Genomic DNA, 19,726 nt, shown 5'->3' with positions numbered 1-19,726 from the left:
GATGTTCATGATAGTAAAGTAGCAAATGAGTTGATTGAATTATTGCCTCAAGGTGATTTTGTTATCGCGGATAAAGGCTATGATAGTGAAGCGATTAGAAATAAAGTTCGAGAGAGAAATTCAAGCCCTGTGATCCCCAGAAAGCAGAACTCAAAAACGGGTAATGGAGATATAGATTGGTGCTTATATAAATATAGGCACTTAGTTGAAAATGCATTTGCAAGACTGAAACACTTCCGTGCTATAGCTACAAGATATGATAAATTAAAGTTACAGTTTGAAAGTATGCTAGCACTGGCGTGTGCAATGATTTGGCTGCCAATGTGAAAGATCAACAGCCCCTAAACTAAAATCATGTATTTAATCAAAACTAGATTAATAAAAGGAAGTTTTGAATGTCAATTTTTTTATTATTAATAGCAACGCTTATTGTTATGTTTTTAATTAAAGATATCAGAATAAGTTTGCTAACTCGTCCTGCTTTTAAAATTTTTAAACGCATTTTACCTCCACTATCTCAAACTGAGCGAGAAGCGATGGAAGCTGGAGATATCTGGTGGGATGGTGAGTTATTTAAAGGCTCACCAGACTGGCAAGTTTTGCACAATTATCCAAAGCCTTCATTATCAGAAAAAGAAAATACATTTTTAAATAATCAAGTTAATACACTATGCAATATGTTAGATGATTATAAAATAGTGCATGAAACAAAAGATTTACCCCCTGAGGTTTGGCAATATTTAAAAAATGAAGGTTTTTTCTCTTTGATTATTCCTGAAAGTTACGGGGGTAAAGACTTTTCAGCGATAGCAAACTCAACCATAGTATCGCGTATTGCAACACGAAGTTTAAGTGCAGCTGTGACTGTTATGGTTCCTAATAGTTTAGGTCCAGGTGAATTATTAATGCACTATGGCACCGAAGAACAAAAAGAATATTGGTTGCCTCAATTAGCAAATGGTTCACAAGTGCCTTGTTTTGCTCTTACAGGGCCTGAAGCGGGTTCTGATGCGGGCAGTATTCCTGATACTGGCGTTGTCTGTGAAGGCGAAATTAATGGTGAAACTGTTGTAGGCATTAAACTTAACTGGTCAAAAAGGTATATCACTTTAGCGCCTGTTGCCAGTGTTTTAGGCTTAGCCTTTAAAATGTACGATCCTGATGGCTTGCTAGGTGAGCAAGAAGATATAGGGATCACGTGTGCTTTGATCCCTACAGATCATAAAGGTGTTGAAATTGGTGAACGTCATAATCCGATGGCAATGGCATTTATGAATGGTACAACCTATGGTAAAGATGTGTTTATTCCTTTGAACTGGATCATCGGCGGCCCCGATTTTGCGGGAAAAGGCTGGCGTATGTTAGTGGAATGCTTAAGCGCGGGACGTGGCATTTCACTACCTGCATTAGCAACTGCTACCGGACATGTTTGCTCTAAAATGACGGGGGCATATGCTTATGTACGTAAACAATTTGGTTTATCTATTGGTCAATTTGAAGGTGTGCAACAGTCATTAGCTAGAATAGGGGGGTTTACATATAGCTTAGAAGCAATGCGTACTATGACAGCAGGTGCAATTGATTTGAAAATCAGTCCGTCTGTTGTTACGGCTATTGCAAAATATCACATGACAGAAATGAGTCGGACAATTATCAATGATGCGCTAGATATTCATGGAGGCAAAGGCATACAGCTGGGTCCTAATAATTATTTAGGTCATGCTTATATGGGCATGCCTATCTCGATTACGGTAGAAGGTGCGAATATATTAACGCGTAATCTAATGATTTTTGGTCAAGGCGCAACACGATGTCATCCATATGTTTTAAAAGAAATGTTTGCTGCTAATGAAGACGACTTTGATAAAGGCTTACAGACGTTTGATGATTTACTTACAAAACATATTTTATTTGCTTTAACAAATGCTGGTGCTGCAATAGGACATGGTTTAACACAGTCTATATTTTGTAAGGCTCCCGTCAGTGGACCTACAGCAAAGTATTATAAACAGTTAACACGAATGAGCCGTTCCCTTGCAATTTGCACAGATGTAGCCATGCTACGTTTAGGGGGGGACTTAAAGCGTAGAGAAATGATATCTGCAAGGCTAGGAGATGTTTTAAGCCAGCTATACATCGCTTCATCAGTACTTAAACGTTACGAAGATGAAGGGCGTCAGCAAGCCGATTTACCCTTTGTTCATTATTCACTTGAACATTGTTTGTATCAAATTGGGCAAGCATTTGATGGCTTTTTTGAAAATTTCCCATCAAAAATATTCTCGTTTATTTTAAAACGTTTGGTATTCCCTTGGGGGAATCACTACCAACAGGTTATGGATGATACCTGCAAAGATGTTTGCACGCATATGTTACAACCTGGAGTAATGAGAAATAGATTAAGTCATTTATGTCATGAAGGTGATAGTGGTGGTATGCATATTATGGAAAATGCATTTTTGGCTATGCATCAATGTGAAGCTTTATTTAGTAAATTACAATTAGCTAAAAAAGAAGAAAAGCTTGAAGCTAATTTATCTATGACTGAAATGATAGAACAAGCAAAATCAATTGAATTAATTACAGAACATGAAGCTGAGAAAATGTTAGCTGCAAATGAATTAAGAATGTCAGCTATTTCAGTTGATAACTTTGCAAAAAATGCACTTTAGAGATAATAGCCTCGTAACTTCAAGGTGAGCGTTTAAGAACGATATAAATATGTTTTAACGTGGAATAGCATAAAGAAGGGGCTTTCTCATTCAAATTTGAATTTTTTGAGCGTTTTCTTTTTTTGCTTTATACATCTTGCTGTCAGCTGATTTTATAAGGTCATATTCTTTTAATGCATAGTTATTGCCTGTATCTGCAATACCTATGCTTAAATTATAATTAGGATAATTTTCAATAAATTTTGCTAATATTTTTGTACATATATTTTTTGCGTTTATTGTATTGCACTCAGGTAAAATTAAACAAAACTCGTCTCCACCTGCTCTACAAGGAATATCAACTTCTCTTGTTTGGTTCAGTAGTAGTGAACTAATAAAGATAATTACTTTATCACCTTTATTATGCCCCTCTAAATCATTGATGTTTTTAAAATCATCAATATCAAAATAGGCTAAAGATAAGTTGGACTTTCGTCTTTTTGAAACAATAAGTTCTCTATTTAACATATCTTGCATAGCACGTCGGTTATACAAACCTGTCATGGAATCAAGTTTTGAAAGTCGCTCAAATTCTTTAGACTTTCTTTCTAAATTATGTGCATATATTTCTAATTTTTCTTTTGAAGACACAACTTCACTTACGATGCTATCTATATAGGTATCAAATACTAAGGTCGCATCAAATGTGAGTAATTTGTCTAATGCTCTAATAGTTGTTTCAGTATTCGTTATATTTTCTATCAGTATTGGGATTATTATATATTTAAGATCAGATAGAGCAGTAAGGTATAGCTTTGGGTCAACTCCAATTCTTTTATGCACCATGCCTATTCTTAATCTGTTATTGACATAATCTGCATCATATTTACCAGAAAACAAGTCTAAGATATAAGCGTGTTGTGCTTCTTTTAATCGGACAAGCGTATCTGAATCGCCAATTAAAGCTGCGACCTCATCGTTACTGATTTGTTTTTGATAAAAGGTATTAATTATGTGTTCTATCTTTGTTTCGATAAAAGGTCTACTTTTTGAAAGTAACCTTATTTCCTCATCATGAAGGCCCAGTATATTGAGACGTTCAAGGATCTCTATTTTTGTTATTTTCATCCGCTCTAAAAGTGTTTTATCCGTGTAGTTCACTGATGTATCCTTTTGTCTTGTTATTGAGAACAAGCTGTATAAAATTCAGTATAGTTCAATTATTTAAAGTTCAAATTAAAGAAAATGGCAAAGAGGAATTGTGTCCTTATATGAATTTAAAGAGTTAAGAAAATCTGCTATTCGTAAAAGAGAAATTTTGTTAATATCTACGTCCTTTTTTGATTGAAAGCTGAAACTTGAATGTCGTCTGAGTCACAAAAACTAAATAGCCGTGATGTGTGTAACAAATTATATAAAAAGCTAAATAATTGTCTTAAAAAAGATCAGTTCTTTTTTAAACGCCGCATCGATGGTATTAAAAAAATAAAAGATGAAATTAAACAATCTGATGCACTGGCTAAAATTCAACAATCAATCGAAGAAAGCATATTAGCGCGAGACATTAGAGCACAGAATATCCCTAAAATTACCTACCCAGAAAATTTACCTGTTAGTCAAAAGAAAGACGAAATAAAAGAAGCGATTGCCAATAATCAGGTGGTGATTTTAGCGGGGGAAACGGGCTCAGGTAAAACCACACAATTACCTAAAATTTGTTTAGAGTTGGGTAGAGGAATTGCTGGGTATATTGGTCATACACAACCAAGACGACTAGCTGCCAGAAGTGTGGGGAGTCGTATAGCACAAGAATTAAATACTGAGTTTGGTCAACAGGTTGGTTATAAAATTCGTTTTAGCGATCAAGTTACAGAGCAAACTTATATAAAGTTGATGACTGACGGTATTTTACTTGCAGAAATTCAGCAGGACAAATTTTTAAATCAATATGATACGATCATTATTGATGAAGCACATGAACGTAGCTTAAATATCGATTTTATTTTAGGTTATTTAAAAGAATTACTGCCCAGACGCCCGGATTTAAAGGTAATTATCACGTCGGCAACGATAGATCCTGAAAAGTTTTCAAGGCACTTTAATAATGCACCGATTATTCAAGTCTCAGGACGGACTTATCCTGTAGAAGTTCGTTATAATCCGATTTCTGATTATAGTATTAAAGATAATGATAAAAAGTCAGAAGGTGAGGGCGATCAACTTCAAGGTATTTTTGATGCCGTTGATGAATTAATGCATGAAGGTCCAGGAGATATCTTGATTTTTATGAATGGTGAGCGAGAAATTCGTGATACCGCTGATGCATTAATTAAACGAAATTTACGTCATACCGAAGTTTTGCCTTTATATTCTCGTTTATCGAACGCAGAACAAAATCGTATTTTTTCAAGCCACAGTGGTAGACGTATCGTATTGAGTACTAACGTTGCTGAAACCTCTCTAACGGTTCCTGGTATACGGTATGTTATTGACCCAGGTACCGCGCGGATCAGTCGTTATAGCGCGCGTACTAAAGTACAAAGATTGCCCATAGAAGCCATCTCACAAGCTAGTGCAAATCAAAGAAAAGGGCGTTGTGGTCGTGTAGAAGCGGGTGTGTGTATTCGATTATATTCAGAAGAAGACTTTACGGGGCGTCCTGAATTTACTGATCCTGAAATATTACGCACTAATTTAGCTTCTGTTATTTTAAAAATGATTTCCTTGGGCTTGGGAGATATGGATAAGTTTCCATTTTTACAAGCACCAGATAGTCGAAATATCAATGACGGTTTAACGTTATTAGAAGAGCTTAAAGCGATTTCAAATAAAAAAGAACGCAATGCATCAAAAAATAATGTAACAAAACTCACAAAAAGTGGCCGTGATTTAAGCCGGTTACCTGTCGATCCACGTTTAGCAAAAATGGTATTAACCGCAGCACATGAAGGCGGTTTATTTGAAGTGATTGTCATTGTTGCTGCAATGTCTATTCAAGATCCAAGGGAACGCCCATCAGATAAAAAACAAGCCAGTGATGAGAAACATAATCGCTTTAGTGATCCAGACTCAGATTTTGTTGCTTTTTTAAATTTGTGGCGCTATTTAGATGAACAACAAACTGAGTTAAACCGAAATCAATTTCGTCGTTTATGTCAAAAAGAATTTTTGGCTTATATGCGTGTGCGTGAATGGCAAGATATTGTTTATCAATTAATCACTATTTGTCAGGAAATGGGTTTTAAAGTTAATCAAACAAATGCAGATGGTGAAGTAATACACAAAGCGCTGTTGTCTGGCATGTTAAGTCATATTGGTTTTAAAGATGAAGACCGTCAGTTTTTAGGTGCGCGAAACTCCAAGTTTTATGTTTTTCCTGGTTCGAGTTTATTTAAGAAAAGCCCAAAATGGCTGATGTCGGCAGAGTTGGTTGAAACTTCTAAACTGTATGGGCGCATTAATGCCAAAATTGATGTTAAATGGTTAGAGTCAATTGCGTCACATTTAGTAAAACGTAGCTATAGCGAACCTCATTATGAGAAGAAACCTGGCTGTGTTATGGCATTTGAGCAACAAACTTTATATGGCTTAGTAATAGTTAATAAACGTAAGTGCATTTATAGCAAAATTGATGAAAAAGTGTGTCGAGACTTATTTATTCGCACCGCTTTAGTTGGGCAAGAGCTTGGTCAAAATGAAGGCTTTTTACAGTTTAATCAAAATTTAGTTGATGAAATTCAAAGCTTAGAAAATAAAGCTAGGCGGCGTGATATTTTAGTTGATGAACAGACCCTGTATGAATTTTATAGTGAACGATTACCTGAACATATCAACAATCGTGCTGACTTTAATCTTTGGTGGAAAAAACAAAAGCAAACACAAAAACGCTTTTTGCATATGACCCGTGAATATTTAATGCAACATCAAGCGGAACATATCACAGATAATGAACACCCAGACACTTGGCAGCAGAATAATATTATTTTACCGCTGAGTTATCATTTTGATCCTGGTAATGAGATAGATGGTGTGGCAGTGCAAATTCCATTAGCACTGTTAAATCAGGTTGAAGCGACAGGATTTGACTGGCACATCCCTGCATTTCGACATGAGCTGATCTGTGCTTTATTAAAATCGCTACCAAAAACAATCAGACGAAATTTTGTGCCTGTTCCGAACTATGCTGATGCGGTTATGAGTGATATAGAGCCTATGCAAGGGCGTTTTATCGAAGCCATCACTAAGCCATTATTACGTATGAGTGGTGTTAAAATTGACGCTCAAGCATGGGATTATGATGCACTTGCAACACATTTACGCATTCAATTTGAAGTACGCGGTGATAAAGATAAATTATTAGCACGTGGTACAGATCTTGAAAAGCTAAAACAACAATTACAAGGTAAAGTGAGTGCAACCTTGTCTAAAGTGGCAGATAAAGGCATAGAGCAGTCTGATATTACGCAGTGGAGTTTTGGTGAATTACCTCAGTCTTATGTAAAAAAGCAGGGGAGTTACGAAATTAAAGCATTTCCTGCATTAGTAGATAAAAAATCCAGTACATCTATTGAGTTATTTGACTCTGAAGAAAAAGCAATTACAGCGCATAATTTGGGGTTACGTCGTTTAATATTATTAAATGTACCCTCACCAATTAAATATCTGCAACAAAAATTACCGAACAAGGCAAAGTTGGGCTTATATTTTAACCCATTTGGTAAAGTTAATGAGTTAATTGATGATTGTATTGCAGCAGGTGTTGATAAACTGTGTGATGAATTGAATCGTGATAATTCTATTCGCACCTCAGATGACTTTGAAAATATGAAAGAACATGTAAGGGCGAACTTAGATGAAACTGTTGTAAAAATTGCCATCGATGCTGAACAGGTATTGAGACTTGCTCATAGTGTAAACAAACGTTTAAAAGGACGAGTTGATTTATCTTTAATAAACGCGCATGGTGATATTAAATCTCAATTGCAAAATCTTATTTTTAAAGGTTTTATTAGTAAGTTTGGCGCACATAAAATGAAAGATTTAATTCGTTACTTTAATGCCATTGAACGCAGGTTGGAAAAACTTCGAGTGGATGTGAATCGAGACAGGTTGTGTATATTAGAGCTAGATAAATTGGCGGAACTTTATAAAGCTCAAACAAAAAATATACCTAAAGAGGTCAAAATGCCTCAAGTGCTAGAGGATATCTTTTGGATGCAGCAAGAATTGAGAGTGTCATTTTTTGCTCAAACTTTAGGCACACCTTATCCTATTTCGGCAAAACGTATTGTGAATGCAATTAAAGAGTTAGAGTGAGTTTATAATTAACCTTATTAATATTATGACTTCTGAGAAAACCATGCTTGTTGTTACTAACATGGATGTTGGTACATGAACAATGCAGGAGCATATTGTCGGCCTACTATCTTTCAAGGAGTCAATCATTAATACGTAGGTGCACCTAGTTTATGAATTGCTTCGCAGTCCTAAAACTCGTATCTTGAAATGGTTTCGGTATATATTTTTAATAAGGCTTGCATTTTTTTTTCATCTCATTAACTTAGAATATACCAATTGCTTTTAAATCTGTGTTTTAGGGATTTTTAAGTCATTATAAGAAAAATAACGATATTAATGGAGCATGGAGCAGTATGTTGTACGAAGATAAACGTAATTTTTTCAGAATGATGGTAAATGCTCAGGTTCAAATTAATTTACTTGATTCGGAGTCAGGTCGCCAATTAGATGGAGTTTGTCGTGATTTAAGCGCAACAGGTATGTCTATAGAGTTAGATGAACCATTAGAGGTTAATACTGAGCTTAAAATTAAAGTAGACTCAACAAATAATGGCGTTCCTTCTCTTGATGCAATCGCAAAGGTTATTCGATGCACAAGTCTTGAGTCACAAGAGTATTTAATTGGTTTAGAGTTTATTGAAATGAACTAATAAAAATCACACAGTAATTTTTATTAGTTGGGATAGCGGGGTAAAAAATAGTGTAAATTATCTATTTTATTGCCCCGAATTCGATATATGACTAAAAAACTTTACAAATTAATCCTTTCAAGTAAAACCCTTCTGGATAAAAGCCTGCGATAGGATGATCCGCAGCCTGATTTAAGCGCTCCATAAATAATACATCTCTATTTGCATCTAGTGCAGCATCGGCAACTACCTTTTGAAACAAGTTTTGTTCCATTAAACCAGAACATGAAAAGGTCAGTAGTGTGCCGCCAGGTTTTAAAATTTGCATTGCAATCATATTGATATCTTTATAGCCACGACAGGCACCTGTTAACTGAGCTTTATTATCAGCAAATTTAGGGGGATCCATAACAATAGTATCAAATTTTTTGCCTTCATCGCGGTACTGGCGTAACAACTTAAATACGTCTTGTTTTTCAAAATTAGCTTTGTTTAAATCAAGTTCATTTAGTTCAACATTACGTTTTGCAGTATCAAGTGCAGGTTGAGACACATCAACATTTGTTACAGACTCACAGCCACCTCGCAGTGCATATAAGCCAAAAGTGCCTGTGTAGCAAAAACAGTTTAAAACGGTTTTATCTTTTACAAAACGCTCTAATGCGGCACGGCTGTCACGTTGGTCTAAGTAAAATCCAGTTTTATGGCCGGATTTAATATTAACTTCAATTTTTAAACCATTTTCTTCGATTACGACAACTTCAGGTGGTTCAACTCCCCAAAGTACGCCTGTTATTGGTTCTAGCCCTTCTTTTTTACGCACTTCTACATCTGAACGTTCATAAATATTACAATCAGGAAATACATTACGTAATGCTTGTACAATGTCACCTTTATGTCGCTCAGCTCCAGCACTTAAAAATTGTCCAACTAAATAATTATCGAATTTATCTATAGTAACGCCTGGAATCGAATCTGACTCGGCAGCAATTAATCTAAAGCCTGTTAGTCCACCTTGTTTTATTGCGTCTTCTCTGGCAAATAATGCACGTCGAATACGCTTTTCAAAAAAAGCCTGATCTATGGTTTCGTTTTTATCAAAAGTCCAAATTCGCGCACGAATTTGTGAATGTGGGCTATAAGCCGCTGTTGCTAAATAATTGCCATTTGAGTCTTGAATTTCAACTGTGTCACCCAATCCTGGTTTACCTTTAATTTTCTTAATACCTTTTGAAAAAATCCAAGGGTGTTTGCGTTTTAAAGATTTTTCTCGACCAGCTTGTAAAAATAGGATTGACGACATAAGGTTTCCAAATACTCATTTTAAACTGAGTATATTATTGCTTTAAATTAAAGCCGCTAATTTTAGTGTGCTATTTAGAAATAATAAAGAGAAAATCATGAATAAAAGTATTAAAGCAGTTGTTTCAGGAAAAGTGCAAGGAGTTTGGTTTCGGGCATCAACAAAAGAAGCAGCACAAAATCTCAATATTAAAGGATACGCAAAAAATTTATCAAATGGTGATGTTGAAGTGATGGCAACGGGTAGTGATAATGATCTCTTACACCTCATTACTTTTTTGTCTCAAGGACCTGAATTGGCGGTAGTTGATAATATAAATTGGCAATATATTGAATTTCAGCAGTTTAATCAGTTTGAAACCCGATAGAAAAATCACTTTCATTTAGGTCAGTAAAATTGGGACTTGTAGCTTGATTGTTAATCTGGGTTTAGTTGATATGTATTAAATAAGTGCTTTACTTAAATGGTATCCATTCATACAAATGACTTAGATTATGAACAATAAAAAAGTTATTTTTTTGGGACTTTTATCTTTATTTCCCCAAATCAGTCAAGCTGACATTATAAAAAACCAGCAACTTAATAGTTTCACTATTTATAATTGGGTTAGTCAGATTATTTTTGCTCATATTTTAGGGTGCAGCTTTAATTTTTATGGATTTAAAACGCATTACTCTTTTTCTACGAATAAAAACCAAGGGGGGAGATTTCAGGAGATAGACAATACCCAAGTTGAAGTTTCGCAAGTTATGATGTTAACAATGCTTGATCGCATGGTGCATTCAAGTGCTGTAATTGATATGCAAAGCATGAGGTGGCACATATTTTTATATTTAGCCTTAATGAAATATATAAATGATGGCTTTGCGACCATTGAACAATGAAACATAGCTCACAATGAAACCAATTAAATTTCTACAAAAAAACTCAATTGCAACACAATTGATTAAAATTGTTTTTGGGTTTTACTGCATTGTTGCACTTACTATTACAATCATTCAAATATCAATAGAATATCAGCATACACGCCAATCAGTAGAAAATGAACTCGCTATAAACCAGCAAATATTTGAACCTGTTTTAAGTGCTGGAATATGGAATTTGGATGACGAACAAGTAATGAATACCCTTAATGGCATGATGGCTATTCCGATTATAATAGGCGTTAAAATAGAAAAAAAAGAACAAAACTATAAAGCAATTGGCATTGTAAAAACTAAAAGTGGTCAACAAAAAAAATATGATGCGCATGGTATGGGCTTATTTATTTTAGAAAATGAATATAAAGATGTTTTTTCGTATCAGTTTCCGATTCATTATGTATTTAGAGGAGAACCAAGAAAAGTAGGTACAGCTACGCTTTATTCGAATTCATCCGTGATTATTGACCGAGTTAAAATTGGAATAATTTTATTAATTATTAATGCGGTTATAAAAACAATTGCCTTATGGTTATTGTTTTTCTGGGTTGGAAAACGCATTTTACTAACGCCTTTGAATAAGTTGGTTCAGGCAATTGAAAATGTAAACTTTGATGACTTAGATGAACTTAAAATAGATTTAAAAAATAAACGAGAAAATGAACTTACGATAATAGAAAATGCTTTTTCAGATATGCTAAAAAATTTGGCCGATGCCAGAATTGAACTTATTAAATCGCGTTTAATACTAGAAGAGAAAGTAAAACTAAGAACCCATGATTTGCAACGTGCCAAATTAGAAGCAGAGCGTGCAAATGAAGTGAAAACTGAATTTATGTCTCAAATAAGCCATGAGCTAAATACGCCTTTAAATGCCATTTTAGCGGGTTCTCAAGTTTTAAAAACGTGTATCGGACCAAGTCAAAGTCAAAACTTATTGTTGGCGAATCAAATTTATAGTGCGGGGGTACATTTGTCTATGCTGGTGAATGATGTAATAGACGTCGTAAATACAAGTAAAGATGAACTTGAAGTCGTCATAGATAATTGTCAGTTAAATGACATTATAAAATCGAGTATTGCTATGATAAAACCGATTACTGAAGAACGAAATATCACGATTGATTATGAAGAAAATAACCTCGTTATTTTGGCTGATATGGGTAGAGTAAGGCAAGTACTTATTAATTTACTCACTAATGCGGTTAAATATAATAAAGATAATGGCTTCATTGAGATTAGTGCTTTAAAGAATTCTGTTGGTTCAGTTGAATTATCTGTTAAAGATTCGGGTGTCGGTATTAGTATAGAGGATGATAAGTGTATATTTGAGCCTTTTGTAAGGCTTGATTATGCAAAAAAAAACTGCATAACGGGTATGGGGATTGGCCTACCTCTCGTTAAGATGTTAGTTGAACATATGACTGCTAGCATACATTTTGAAAGTACGGTGGGCTTTGGCTCAACTTTTACAATTACTTTTAAAGGTGCAAGTGAATGTAAAAAACATAACAAATGATGAATACACATGTATATCCTTGTGTGTAAACTTAACCCTCAAATAATACTAGAGGCATGAAATCTATTACTTGCTTAAATATTCATTGGCGTTTAATCTTTAAAATTAGATAGTAGTACTATTTTATTATAATGAAATAACGATTACACAATGCTTTAGAGCCATAACCCAGCGGTAAATTGATTTAAAGATGTTAGATATAGATTTTTCAACAAAAAAAGCATTAATTATTGAAAGTTATAAAGTTTTCCGCGATTTAATTAAAAATTCCACCATGAAGCTTGGCATTGGGCAAGTAGATTGTGTTCGCAATAGTTTTGATGCCTTATCAAATTGTAAAGATCATGATTATGATATTATTTATTTAGGTTATGATCTTGGTGAAGGTAAAAAAAATGGGCAGCAGACGCTTGAAGAACTCAGGGTTAATGGTCTCATAAAACGTACATGTACCGTAATAATGATAACCGCTGAGTCTAGTCAAGAAATGGTATTGTGTGCGATGGAGCATAAACCAGATACCTATTTAACAAAACCTTTCACTACAAAAGAGCTTTTACGCCGATTAATACAAACAATGGATAAAAAAGCTGCACTTTCAGAAATATATCTTGCTTTAGATAATGCAAATTCTGAATTAGTTTTGACTTTATGCGATGCGCATCTCATGCAGGATACAAATTACCGTCAGGACTGTTTAAAAATAAAATCACAACAGTTATTTAAGTTAGGGGAGTTTGCTGCAACAGAGGAGATTTGTGAACGATATACAAATGATGCAAATTGCTTATGGGCTGCTATAGGTTTAGGCAAAGTGTATATGGAATATCGTTTATTTGATAAAGCGACACATGTATTTAAAAAATTATTATTAGAAAACCCGCTATATATTCCAGGGTATGAGTGGTTAGCTAAAAATTATAAAATGCAGGGGGATTTTGAATTATCAAAAAGTACACTTGAAAAAGCGATAGAAACTTCGCCAAGATCAGTCAGTTTAATACAAGAATATGCCAGTGTGTGTGAACAAAATACAAATTATGATAATGCCATTACTGCGTATAAGAAAACGTTAGATTTATCAAAAAATTCAATTCATCATACGCCAAAAAATGGTCTGAACTTTGCCCGAGCAATGTCTGATTATTCCGATTTAACGGATGAACTGGATATTAATAAGCTGACTCAGCAAGTATTTAGAGAGCTGACGAATATCAATCGAGATTTTAAAAATTCTGAAAATAAAATTTTAACAACATTGGCATCTGCGTGTTTATTTTTTACCAATAAAGATAAACACAATGCCACAAAAGCACTGCAAGAATCAGCCAATTTATGTGATTTATTAGAGGGAGATTTACCCCGATACATCGCATTAGAACTTGCGAAAGCTTATATGCATTTTCAGATAGATGAAAAGGCAGAACCAATACTATTAGATCTTGTTGAAAAACATAAAAATGATGATGTTTTTATGTTAAAAGTAGATCAATTTTTACAAGCGCCATTAAGTCAACAAGGTAAAGCAGAAACATTAACAGTAATAAAAATAGCTGTTAAGCATTATAATCAAAAAAATTACCAAGATGCAGTAACAGAACTTTCATTAATTCTAAGTCGTTACCCTAATCATGTCAGCATTAAATTAAACTTAATTGAAGCATTATTAAAATCTGTTCAGCATGATGATTTTCAAAATCATTTAACACGTGCAAATCAGCTTATGGTGCAGTTAAATAAATTACCTAGAAAAAATGAACATTTTCAACGTATGTTAGACCTAAGAAAAAAATTGTCTGCAATTTCGGTAGCAAAAGATTCAGTATCAAAAGACTCAGTGAGTTAAAGAGCAATATACTCACTTGCAGTCATTGAATGATAAGTAACATTTGCATGTAAAATATGACAAGGTTGTGGGTCTACAATTTCAATGGGAATATTTTTTTTTCGCGCTATTTCAATCGCCATCTGAGTGATATTTACGCTAAAAGAGGTTCCTATAAATATAATGCGACTGGCTTGTAACATATATTGCTGTGCTTGCGTTATTTGGTATAACTCAGTGTAAAGTTCATCAAATAATAATACGTATGGCTTTAATGACACATTAAGCTCTGGGCCTTTTTTACTAATTTTAAATAAGTCTAAAAGCGAAGCTGTTAAATTTGTTTCATCTATGTGTTCCCAAGGCGCATGTAAACGTTTTACAGCTTCACCTTGTTCATGAAATAAAGTCATTTCATTAATACGTCCATGAATAGAAATATAATCTTTATTTCCTGCTTTTGCATCTAAGCCATCTATGTTTTGCGTGATCAGTTGCTTATCATTTAACCAGTAGTGCACTTCATTTGGGCCATAATTTCGATAAGTTACAAACCTATGGTAATACCAAAGTAAAAACTCCCCAGGATTTTCTTCGTACATAGCACGTGTTGCCATTTGCTGAGGTGTATAGTTTTTACTTCCTATGGTCCAAAACCCATCTTCCCCACGAAAAGTCGGGATGCCACTTTGAGCACTCACACCTGCACCTGTAATATATAGCGTTGTCATAACCTATTTTTTTTATTCATCCAGAAAAGTCTATCCAGATCATATCACTTTGAAAATAGGTATTTAAAGATACTTTTCCTATACTTCTTAAATACGACTTTCTTTAGCTTATATCTGGATAGTTTATGGAACAAACAACGGTAACATCAGAGAATACACAAATGAGTCAAGATGAGCTATTTGGTCACCCCAAAGGTTTGTATGTATGTTTTGCTACTGAATTATGGGAGCGTTTTTCATTTTATGGCATGAAATATTTGTTGTTATTATATGTCACAAAATATCATTTGTTTTCTGATGGCGAAGGATTAGAAGTTTTAGGCGCTTATGCAGGTTTAGTATACGCACTTCCCGTTATTGGAGGCATGTTAGCCGACCGTTACTTAGGTATGCGAAAGGCTGTATTGTTTGGTGGTATTTTATTATGTTTAGGCCATTTATTGATGGCTGTAGAAGGTCATCAAGCAGTGCAGTATGTTGCAGGCACTTTGCTTGAGTCTGATCTTACTCTTAATGATGGTACGGTTATACTTGCGGGCACAAAGTTAACGCAAACGGTTAAAATTCAGGATGTAGCAGCGCTAAATGTTTTTTATTTTGCATTAGCTTTAATTGTTGTAGGAGTTGGATTTTTAAAACCTAACATTTCAACCATAGTGGGGCAATTATATGCTCAAGATGATCCTCGTAGAGACTCAGGCTTCACTATTTTCTATATGGGCATTAACTTAGGGTCTTTTATGGCAACAATTATTTGTGTTTATTTAGGTGAAACTTTTGGATGGGGCTATGGTTTTGGTGCTGCTGGCATTGGTATGTTTTTTGGTTTATTGACATTTATTAAAGGAAACAAATATTTAAAAGGTCTTGCTGAACCTGAGTTTCCAGAAGTTTTACATGAAAAAATCTTTGGTCCCCTCAGTCGAGAACACTTAATTTATTTGATTTCTATTTTAAGTCTTTCACTTTTTTGGTTAGTGATACAACATGAACCTATGGTTTTTGCTGCGCAGCAGTTTTTACTTGTGGTATCAGGTGTTGGGTTAATTACCTATGCCGTGCTCAAGGGCACAAAAGAAGAAATGCAGCAAATGATAGTACTGATGGTTTTGATTTTTTCAACAATTGTATTTTGGGCTTTATTTGAGCAAGCTGCAGGATCTATGACGTTATTTGCGGACCGTGTTGTAGATCGCAATATCGCTGGAATAGAAATAGCAGCAGGGCAATTTGGCTCTCTTAATGCGGGGTTTATTATATTATTAGCATTACCATTTGCGGCACTTTGGGTAAAGCTTGATAAATATAACCTTAACCCTAATATTCCCGTAAAATTTGCCTTAGGTATAATACAAGCGGGTTTAGGTTTTGGTGTTTTGGTATTGGGGGCACAATTTCCAAATGAAGCGGGACAAATAAGTTTATGGTGGTTGGTATTAGCCTATTTAATTCATACGACGGGGGAGTTATGTTTATCTCCTGTTGGTTTATCAGCTGTAACTAAGCTGGCTATTCATAGGGTTGTTGGCCTCTCAATGGGGGTTTGGTTTTTAGCAACTGCATTATCGGAAACAGTAGCGATGCGTTTAGGTAAACTCGCTGCAATTGAAACCAATGGCAGTGAAAGTATTAATATTACTGATGCGGTCGTTACTTATACACAACTTTTTGAATTTTTGATGTGGGTAGGAGTCGGTTGTGGTGTTTTATTATTATTAATTTCACCTATATTAAAGCGTGCTATGCATGGCATACGTTAAGAAATGTATTATTGATATAGTTAACTTACCTCAAAAGTTAACTATGTTGGAGTTGTTTTTTAAAAAAACGTGACCAGATTTTCATTGAAAAATATAATGCTACTGTAAATATCACTAAGCCAATAAGTGCTACAACGGATTCCATCTTTTTATACCTCAAATATACTGACTTGTATAAGTATAGTGTGGGTGAAATACTTGAGATATTTCACCCAAAAAGTAAGAATGCGATTTAATTAAAATTTGTACGCTTTAATGAACATTTTAATGATTCAATTAAAGTTTACTTATTTACAGTAAGCGTGTAATTTCCTGCACCTGAATATGATAAAACGATAATTCGGTAATACCCATCATTTGCTTGATATTGAATTGACTCTTGAGAGTCTGGTGATTCTGAAATATCAACTTGTGCCCAACTCCCATTCCAGCGCTCGAGTTTTAAGTCAAAGTCAGTATTATTTGGGCCGAGTAAATCGAGTTTTATTAAGCCGCCTGAATATTGAAACCAGCGCCCGTCGGGATGAATATCTTGCCCTTTTTCAGATAAAGATCCTGTGTAAATCTCCCCACTGGGAGGCTGTACTGTTGATATATCAAATGAAATTTGTGTCGCAGGATCTGAAATGGCGCTGATTGACAAGCCTGAGTCTGAGCCATTCCACCAAGTCGCATTCGTGCCTTTACTGGTATATGCATTGGGAGTAACTTTATCAAAACTATGGGTTTGTTGACCATCAAATAAGTCAGTATTGTCACTGCGGTTACGGTTATTTTCTGGATCGCGATCACCATCAGCATGCTCCATTTGTATATATGGATGCCATTCATTTGAATTAGAGCCTGCCGTATCAACATGCCAAATTGCGAGCCCTTGATCTGGTTGATATTGATTTTGTTCACTTTGATGAATAGCTTCAATATAAAATGCTTCATTTGCATTTGAAGGATTTGTCCATTTATAAGATGTATTTGACCCTGATATATGGGTTAACCGACCTTTTGGGGCTTGGTTATTTATGGCTGGATTTAATTCAGTCACAGTATCCCAACCGGCTAAATATCTAAAATGTGCAACGGGAGGTGTGGGCTTAAATTTGTTTTGCTGACCAATTGCACCGTATCCCATTACACCAAAGCTTGCAACAGAGCCTTCTGATGAACCATCATAATCATAAAGATCAGGCCAATTTGTTAATAAATGGCCACTTTCATGAATAAAGGTACCTATGGCTAAGTTATTTCCCATGTTGGTAATTTGATATCTATCTGTACATACATTATCGGCACAAAATCTGGGACTTAAACGTGCCATATGTGGCCATAAACCTTTAGACCATGCGCTATCAGAGTCACCAGCATAAAAAATATTAAGCCCTCTGATTTGCTTTGAACTATTGGTGGATAAAGTCGAAAAATCAAAACCTTCTGTATATTCTAACCAATTGAGTGCTTCTGAAATCAACTCTTGTGAACGTACCGATGAGCTATATCTATTATCGGCATAATAAGATTTATTTTTTTTAGCAGTATAATAGCGGGTTACTGTGTTTTTATAATCAAGCTTGTTATTAGATACATTTAAAAAATAACCACGAACAGATTGTGCATTACCAAATTCGGTATAAGGTACGTTATTTAAAAATGCATTAACTTGGTTTTGTGAGATTGTGCCGAGTTCATCTGGGAATTGAATTATGATAGTTAACCCTTGAACTTGTCCAGGTAACTGCATTGCTGCACTTTTAAATGAGGTTTTTTGTTCTTGTTTATTTAAAAATATATGCTTATTTTTTAAAACAATACGCTGCCTTGCTTCTTCTGAGATTGTCTTTTTAAGTGTAAGTTTATTGACATGTGAAGTACTTTTTAAAACAGCATTTTTTTGAGTTACTAAGCGCTTTTCAGATACAATACTTTCACCATCATTTGATACTTTTGCAAAAGAAAAACCATTTAACTCATTATCAAATATGACGAGTTCACCTGATAGTGTTCTTTGCTCTGCGTAATAATCATTACCATTAATACTTAATGTGATTTGATCACCATTAGGTTGTGTAAACTGATATGTCGTATTTTTATATGGGATAGCTGCTTGGGCTATTTGGCTTGCAACAAGTAAACAAGCAGAGGTTTTTATCAAGTTTGAAATTTTCATCATTGTTCCTCAAATATTATACTTAATGTTGTTTTTCTAGGGTTTAAAAAATAAAACATTCTATATATTGAATGCTGTATCGTTTTAGGTAAATTAATTGTTAATTTTATGTTTAAATAAAGCAATATTTTGTTTGGTTGATTAGTAAACAAATGTAAAGATTAGTTTCACTCTTTGTAAGAGATAACTAAGAAAGAGTAAGGGAGAATCAAGCAGGGTTAAAAAATTAAGCGTAAATTTATATGGCAGAGGAAGGTTTACAAAAATTTAATCTAAAGCTAATTACTAAAGGATCAAAGCAAGTATATGATGAATATTCTGCGCAAGTACAGTTACGAAGTTAAGAGGCGAACTATATACAATTAGCTGTAAATACCCGATAAATAAAATTTTATACGCAAAAGCCCCGACCAATCGAGGCTTTTTAATCAATGAACTAGATTATCGCGGTCCATAACATAGCACGTTTCTTGTAGACCACATATCTCCACCTGCGATTTGATTTGTCATATCAGCTGGTAAAGACTTTTTATCTTTTGACAGGTTTTTGATTTTCTTTTTGTTTAGTTTAAATTTCAGAGCTTTGATCACATCTGAAACATAAATGTGCAGTAGATACTTATTAATTTTTTATTTGTAAATTAAAGTCCAGCTTTAATCAAAACATCTGATCTCTACTGACATAATGCGTCAGTAGAGATCAGATACAATAAAGCGCTATTAATTTATTGGATATTAAATAATAAAAATGGACAATTGCGTTCTTGGGATAAAAACATGAAAGCATCGAATAAATTCTATTATTCATTTTGAACAAATAGAGCATAAGTCAATTTTATCAACTTAAATAATGACCTTCTGGCAATGTGACTATTTTGCATTTCAGCAGAAATCTTCCTGTAATAAGGAACTTGAAAGTAATAGAACGA

The 19,726-nt window shown here is 34.4% G+C and carries 13 protein-coding genes; 9 read left to right on the top strand and 4 right to left on the bottom strand.

The features are described from left to right. Nucleotides 1–327 (top strand): transposase (locus tag BM088_RS11090; protein ID WP_143085064.1); only part of this gene is annotated, 327 nt, incomplete at its 5' end. Between the two features lie 68 nt (nt 328–395). After that, the gene (locus BM088_RS11085; protein ID WP_091983658.1) at nt 396–2,672 is read left to right on the top strand and encodes an acyl-CoA dehydrogenase; all 2,277 of its coding nucleotides are present in this window, start codon (nt 396–398) and stop codon (nt 2,670–2,672) included. A 90-nt stretch (nt 2,673–2,762) separates the two neighbouring features. Here BM088_RS11085 and BM088_RS11080 read toward each other — a convergent pair whose 3' ends face one another. Continuing rightward, nucleotides 2,763–3,812: a GGDEF domain-containing protein gene (locus tag BM088_RS11080; RefSeq protein WP_091983657.1), complete on the bottom strand. Its 1,050-nt coding sequence runs from the start codon at nt 3,810–3,812 to the stop codon at nt 2,763–2,765. 201 nt (nt 3,813–4,013) lie between these two features. Between BM088_RS11080 and hrpA the strand changes: the two genes are divergently transcribed. Next, on the top strand, nt 4,014–7,967 hold the full coding sequence (gene hrpA / locus BM088_RS11075; protein WP_091983655.1) for an ATP-dependent RNA helicase HrpA: 3,954 nt from the start codon (nt 4,014–4,016) through the stop codon (nt 7,965–7,967). Nucleotides 7,968–8,302: 335 nt separating this feature from the next. Next, complete coding sequence (locus BM088_RS11070; RefSeq protein ID WP_091983653.1) at nt 8,303–8,599, top strand: PilZ domain-containing protein; 297 nt, start codon at nt 8,303–8,305, stop codon at nt 8,597–8,599. A 91-nt stretch (nt 8,600–8,690) separates the two neighbouring features. Here BM088_RS11070 and BM088_RS11065 read toward each other — a convergent pair whose 3' ends face one another. Further along, nucleotides 8,691–9,881, bottom strand: a complete 1,191-nt coding sequence (locus tag BM088_RS11065) for a class I SAM-dependent methyltransferase (protein WP_091983651.1) — start codon at nt 9,879–9,881, stop codon at nt 8,691–8,693. A 97-nt stretch (nt 9,882–9,978) separates the two neighbouring features. Here BM088_RS11065 and BM088_RS11060 point away from each other — a divergent pair, with 97 nt between their 5' ends. The 4 genes from BM088_RS11060 to BM088_RS11045 all read left to right on the top strand — a co-directional run bounded on the left by BM088_RS11060 (nt 9,979) and on the right by BM088_RS11045 (nt 14,166). Further along, complete coding sequence (locus BM088_RS11060; protein WP_091983649.1) at nt 9,979–10,248, top strand: acylphosphatase; 270 nt, start codon at nt 9,979–9,981, stop codon at nt 10,246–10,248. A 127-nt stretch (nt 10,249–10,375) separates the two neighbouring features. After that, nucleotides 10,376–10,765 carry a hypothetical protein gene (locus BM088_RS11055; protein WP_091983647.1) on the top strand — a complete coding sequence of 130 codons (390 nt, stop codon included), beginning with the start codon at nt 10,376–10,378 and terminating at the stop codon, nt 10,763–10,765. A gap of 13 nt (nt 10,766–10,778) precedes the next feature. Then, the gene (locus BM088_RS11050; RefSeq protein WP_091983645.1) at nt 10,779–12,320 is read left to right on the top strand and encodes a sensor histidine kinase; all 1,542 of its coding nucleotides are present in this window, start codon (nt 10,779–10,781) and stop codon (nt 12,318–12,320) included. A 190-nt stretch (nt 12,321–12,510) separates the two neighbouring features. Beyond that, the gene (locus tag BM088_RS11045) at nt 12,511–14,166 is read left to right on the top strand and encodes a response regulator (RefSeq protein WP_091983643.1); all 1,656 of its coding nucleotides are present in this window, start codon (nt 12,511–12,513) and stop codon (nt 14,164–14,166) included. Here BM088_RS11045 and BM088_RS11040 read toward each other — a convergent pair. After that, entirely contained in the window at nt 14,163–14,876 is a 714-nt protein-coding gene (locus BM088_RS11040) for an SIR2 family NAD-dependent protein deacylase (RefSeq protein WP_091983641.1), read from the bottom strand. The genes BM088_RS11045 and BM088_RS11040 overlap by 4 nt on opposite strands. 125 nt (nt 14,877–15,001) lie before the next feature. On the opposite strand from BM088_RS11040, the gene BM088_RS11035 reads away from it, so the two are divergent. After that, nucleotides 15,002–16,636 (top strand): peptide MFS transporter, encoded by a 1,635-nt coding sequence (locus tag BM088_RS11035; RefSeq protein ID WP_177208022.1) that lies wholly within the window; start codon nt 15,002–15,004, stop codon nt 16,634–16,636. A gap of 283 nt (nt 16,637–16,919) precedes the next feature. On the opposite strand, the gene BM088_RS11030 is transcribed toward BM088_RS11035, so the two are convergent. After that, nucleotides 16,920–18,800: a M6 family metalloprotease domain-containing protein gene (locus BM088_RS11030; RefSeq protein ID WP_425439300.1), complete on the bottom strand. Its 1,881-nt coding sequence runs from the start codon at nt 18,798–18,800 to the stop codon at nt 16,920–16,922. Nucleotides 18,801–19,726: the final 926 nt, after the last annotated feature.

This window comes from Pseudoalteromonas denitrificans DSM 6059 (assembly GCF_900112265.1).
GTDB lineage: Bacteria > Pseudomonadota > Gammaproteobacteria > Enterobacterales > Alteromonadaceae > Pseudoalteromonas > Pseudoalteromonas denitrificans.
The sequence above is the reverse complement of the archived record's forward strand: the minus strand, read 5'-3'. Positions and strand labels throughout refer to the sequence as shown.

Coding starts and splice junctions, on each gene's coding strand:
- BM088_RS11050 (WP_091983645.1), top strand. CDS start 10,779: ATGAAACCAATTAAATTTCTACAAAAAAACTCAATTGCAACACAATTG.
- BM088_RS11065 (WP_091983651.1), bottom strand. CDS start 9,881: ATGTCGTCAATCCTATTTTTACAAGCTGGTCGAGAAAAATCTTTAAAA.
- hrpA (WP_091983655.1), top strand. CDS start 4,014: ATGTCGTCTGAGTCACAAAAACTAAATAGCCGTGATGTGTGTAACAAA.
- BM088_RS11070 (WP_091983653.1), top strand. CDS start 8,303: ATGTTGTACGAAGATAAACGTAATTTTTTCAGAATGATGGTAAATGCT.
- BM088_RS11030 (WP_425439300.1), bottom strand. CDS start 18,800: ATGATGAAAATTTCAAACTTGATAAAAACCTCTGCTTGTTTACTTGTT.
- BM088_RS11040 (WP_091983641.1), bottom strand. CDS start 14,876: ATGACAACGCTATATATTACAGGTGCAGGTGTGAGTGCTCAAAGTGGC.
- BM088_RS11045 (WP_091983643.1), top strand. CDS start 12,511: ATGTTAGATATAGATTTTTCAACAAAAAAAGCATTAATTATTGAAAGT.
- BM088_RS11060 (WP_091983649.1), top strand. CDS start 9,979: ATGAATAAAAGTATTAAAGCAGTTGTTTCAGGAAAAGTGCAAGGAGTT.
- BM088_RS11085 (WP_091983658.1), top strand. CDS start 396: ATGTCAATTTTTTTATTATTAATAGCAACGCTTATTGTTATGTTTTTA.
- BM088_RS11055 (WP_091983647.1), top strand. CDS start 10,376: ATGAACAATAAAAAAGTTATTTTTTTGGGACTTTTATCTTTATTTCCC.
- BM088_RS11035 (WP_177208022.1), top strand. CDS start 15,002: ATGGAACAAACAACGGTAACATCAGAGAATACACAAATGAGTCAAGAT.